At 65.9% G+C, this 3,946-nt stretch carries 3 protein-coding genes; all 3 read right to left on the bottom strand.

All coding sequences use genetic code 11. The features are described from left to right. On the bottom strand, window positions 1-600 hold a 600-nt coding region (dapB, locus tag EOA60_RS22475; RefSeq protein ID WP_128311913.1), incomplete at its 3' end, for a 4-hydroxy-tetrahydrodipicolinate reductase. Then, window positions 597-2,456 carry an ABC transporter ATP-binding protein gene (locus tag EOA60_RS22470; protein ID WP_095825086.1) on the bottom strand — a complete coding sequence of 620 codons (1,860 nt, stop codon included), beginning with the start codon at window positions 2,454-2,456 and terminating at the stop codon, window positions 597-599. The genes EOA60_RS22470 and dapB, both read right to left, overlap by 4 nt. Window positions 2,457-2,587: 131 nt before the next feature. Continuing rightward, window positions 2,588-3,607 carry a glucokinase gene (locus EOA60_RS22465; RefSeq protein WP_095825201.1) on the bottom strand — a complete coding sequence of 340 codons (1,020 nt, stop codon included), beginning with the start codon at window positions 3,605-3,607 and terminating at the stop codon, window positions 2,588-2,590. Window positions 3,608-3,946 lie beyond the last annotated feature (339 nt).

Below are 3,946 nucleotides of genomic sequence, written 5' to 3'. Positions count from 1 at the left end.
GGTATGGCCGTCGCGCACACGCACGCTGTTGTCCTTGAGCGCGATCTCTCGTCCTTTGGCCGCCGCTCCGCCGAGCAGCAGCGCCGTGCCGGACGGCGCGTCGACCTTGTGCCTGTGGTGCATCTCCAGGATCTCGATGTCGAAATCCTGCGCATCGAGCGCGCGCGCCGCCTGCTCCACCAGCACCGCCAAAAGACTGACGCCGAGGCTCATATTGCCGGATTTGATGATGGTCGCGTGGCGCGCCGCCGCGGCGATCTTCGCATCGTCATCGGCCGAACAGCCGGTCGTGCCGATGACATGGACGATGCGCGCCTGCGCGGCATAGCCGGCGAATTCGACGCTTGCGCCCGGGGCCGTGAAATCGAGCACGCCGTCGGCCTTGGCGAAGGCCGGCAGCGGGTCGTCGGCGATCGGCACATTGATGCTGCCGATGCCGGCGAGCTCTCCGGCATCCTTGCCGAGATGCGGTGAACCCGGCCGCTCGACGGCACCGGCAACGCACGCGCCGGGAATGGAGTGGATGGCGCGGATCAGCGTCTGACCCATCCGGCCGGCGGCGCCCACCACCACCAGGCCCATATCGCCCGTTTCGCTCATGCGCTTCTCCCGACGGTCTTCTTCGCGCGCGTGCGCGGCAGAGGAGTTTGGGTTGTCTTGGCGTCATCGACAAGCCCCAGCCCCTTCTTGCCCTGCACCCGGTGGAAGCGGGCATAGACGCTGTGCGGGTCGGCCATCAGCGAGGCGTGTGTGCCTTCCTCAACCAGCCGTCCCTCTTCCAGCACGATGATGCGGTCGGCATTGACCACGGTCGACAGCCGATGCGCAATGACGATGGTGGTGCGGCCTTCCATGACATGGGTGAGCGCTTCCTGGACGCGCGCTTCGGCCTCGTTGTCGAGCGCCGACGTAGCCTCGTCGAGCAGCAGGATCGGCGCCTGGCGCACGATGGCACGGGCGATCGAGACGCGCTGGCGCTGACCGCCGGAAAGCGTCGAGCCGCCTTCGCCGACCGGCGTGTCGTAGCCTTGCGGCTGCTGGCGGATGAACTCGTCGGCGGCGGCCTGTTTCGCCGCCTGCTCGATCTCCGCGTCGGTGGCCGAGAGCCGGCCGTAGCGAATGTTGTCGCGGATCGTGCCTTCGAAGAGATACGGCGCCTGCGAGACATAGGCGATCGATTGGCGCAGCGACCGCTTCGTCACCTTCGAGATGTCCTGGCCGTCCACCTCGATGCTGCCCTCGTCGACGTCATAGAAGCGCTGCAAGAGCGCCACCAGCGTCGACTTGCCGGCGCCCGAAGCGCCGACGATCGCCGTCACCTTGCCGGCGGCGGCGGTAAAGCTCAGATCCCTCAGCACCGGCATGTCGGCGCTATAGCCGAACGTCACATTGTTGAAGGTCACTTCGCCGGAAATGATCTTCGCTTCGGCGGCGTCGGGCGCGTCGCTTTGTTTCGGCTCGAGGTCGAGCAATTCATAGATCATGCGCGCGTTGACCAGCGCGCGTTCCATCGCCACCTGCATGCGCGCCAGCCGCCGCGCCGGATCATAGGCCAAGATCAGCGCGGTGATGAAGGAAAAGACCGCGCCCGGCGGCTGACCGAGATACAATGCCCGATAGCCGGAATAAGCGATGACGGCGGTCACGGCGAGGCCGGCCAGCATGTCCGAAATCGGCGACAGCCGTTCCGAGACGCGGGCGATCTTGTTGCTGCGCTGCTCGGCCGTATCGGCCATGATGCCGATGCGGCGCGCCAGCTCGTCTTCCAAGGTGAAGGCCTTGACGATGGCGATGCCTTGGGTGGCCTCCTGCACCGACCCGCTCAGCCGAGAATTGATCAGCACGGATTCCCGATTGATCTTGCGCACCCGGCGCGTGATGTAGACGACGGCCCAGATCAGCGGCGGCCCGATCAGCAGCGAGCTCAGCGACAACACCGGATCCTGGTAGACCATGAGGCCGACCAGGCCGACCAGCGTCACCGCGTCGCGAGTGATCGAAATCAATGTCAGCGACAGCAGTTCGCGGATGCCGCCGATATTCTCGTCCAGCTGCGCCGCCAATCGGCCCGAGCGCGTGTCGTTGAAGAAATTGACGCCGAGCTTCATCAGTTGGTCGAAGCTGCGCTTCTGGTAGCGGGCGACCAGATTGTTGCCGATCGTGGCCAGCATCACCGCCTGGCCGTAGCCGGCGAAGCCGCGCACGAGGAAGGCGCCCATGAAGCCGGCGCAAATCCACCAGACGGCGTCGCTGCTCCGCTCGTAGAATATCTGATTGACCATCGGCGCCATGACCCAGGCCGAAAAGGCGGTCGCGCCCGAAACCAATAACGAGCAGACGATGACGATCGCGTAGGACCAGCGATGGTCATAGCCGTTCTCGGCGATGATACGGCGCAGTACCGCCGTGACCTCGCCGGGCCGGGCCTTTAGCTTGTTTGGATTTTGAAATGTCAAATCGGCAGCGCTTCGTGGGTTCTCGTCAAAGGTCAGGGAGCATTTCGGCACCCTCTTAGCGCCCCGGCTACGGCTTGCCTATGGCGAAACTTCGTCGCGGTGGCCGATTGCCATCCCGAACCCGGGCGCGCTCATGCCCGCCAGTGCCGTCCGGCGGTCTGAACGCCGAACAGCGACGGGGTTCTGGCATAGGCGGCGAGCCCGAGAAGCGCGGCCAGCGGGTGGGTGATGACATAGACCGGCATCGTGCGCATCAGCGCGCTGTGCGGCGCCTTGTCCTCGAACGCGGCGCGGAAATTGCCGGCTTTCAGCGCCGGCACGATTTTTTGCGCGATGCCGCCGGTCAGGAACACGCCGCCGCGGCTCATGAACACCAGCGCGAGATCACCCGCGGTGCGGCCGAGGCAGGTGACGAACAGTTCCAGCGCTTCCTGTGCCACCGGATCGGATTTAGCGAGCGCGGCCGCCGTAACCTCCGCCGGCGTCGTGAAAGGCGTCGGCTTTGCGTCGGCCCTGGCCACCGCGCGATAGACATTGACCAGTCCGCGGCCGCACAGGATCTGCTCGCCGGAGATGCGACCCTCGAGCTTTTCGATATGCCGAAATACTTCGAAGTCGCGCGGCGTGCGCGGGCCGATATCCATATGCCCGCCCTCGCCCGGCACCGGTATCCAGCGGCGCAGCGCGTAGATCAGCCCCGCGACGCCGAGCCCCGTCCCCGGGCCGAGCACGACCCGGCCGGCATTCGGCTCCGGCGTCCCGCCGCCGATCTTTTCCATATGCTCTTCGCCCAGCGCCACCACCGCCAGCGCCTGCGCCTCGAAATCGTTGAGCACGACGATCTCGCTCAAGCCCAGATTGGCAAACATCTGGTGCGGCTTAACCACCCACGGGCAGTTGGTCAGCCGGATCTCGTCGCCGTCGACCGGCCCGGCCACCGCCAGCACCGCCGAATGCGGCTGGATCGACGAGCGGTCGAGCACCGCCGCCTGGATCGCCTCGTCGATGGTCTTGAAATTGGCCGTCTGGACGATTTGCGGCTCGGTCGCTTCCGAATTGGCGTCGAGCACGATCGAGAAACGCGCATTGGTGCCGCCGATATCACCGATCAGGACCGGAAACCGCAGCGCTGTATCGTCTTCGCCAACCATGCTTTTTGTCCCGTTCGTTCCCGCTCCGTCGCTGACTAGCGCATGGTCCTGCAAAGGGAAAGCGGCTTTGGCGCCTATCTCGAGCGTCGGCGCCGCCCCTCACCTGCCTGCCGGCATCCTCTCCCCGTCGCCAATGGTTTCGCCAATCGCCAGCTTCGCAAGAAGAAAGCCCGCATTGCGGGCAGCCAGGCGGATGAGGGGCGCCGCCGGCCTCGACCATCTGGACGCCGTGGCGTGGCCTCAGTTCCCCGGCCTTGGCCGGGGCACTGGAATGCCGATTTTGGGCGTCGGCGCAAAGGAGCTCGCCGCCGCCGGCAGCGTCGCCGCATCGCTGGAGAT

The organism is Mesorhizobium sp. M1A.F.Ca.IN.020.06.1.1 (genome assembly GCF_004023265.1).
In the GTDB taxonomy this organism is placed as follows: domain Bacteria; phylum Pseudomonadota; class Alphaproteobacteria; order Rhizobiales; family Rhizobiaceae; genus Mesorhizobium.
This window is presented reverse-complemented; position numbering and strand designations above follow the sequence as displayed.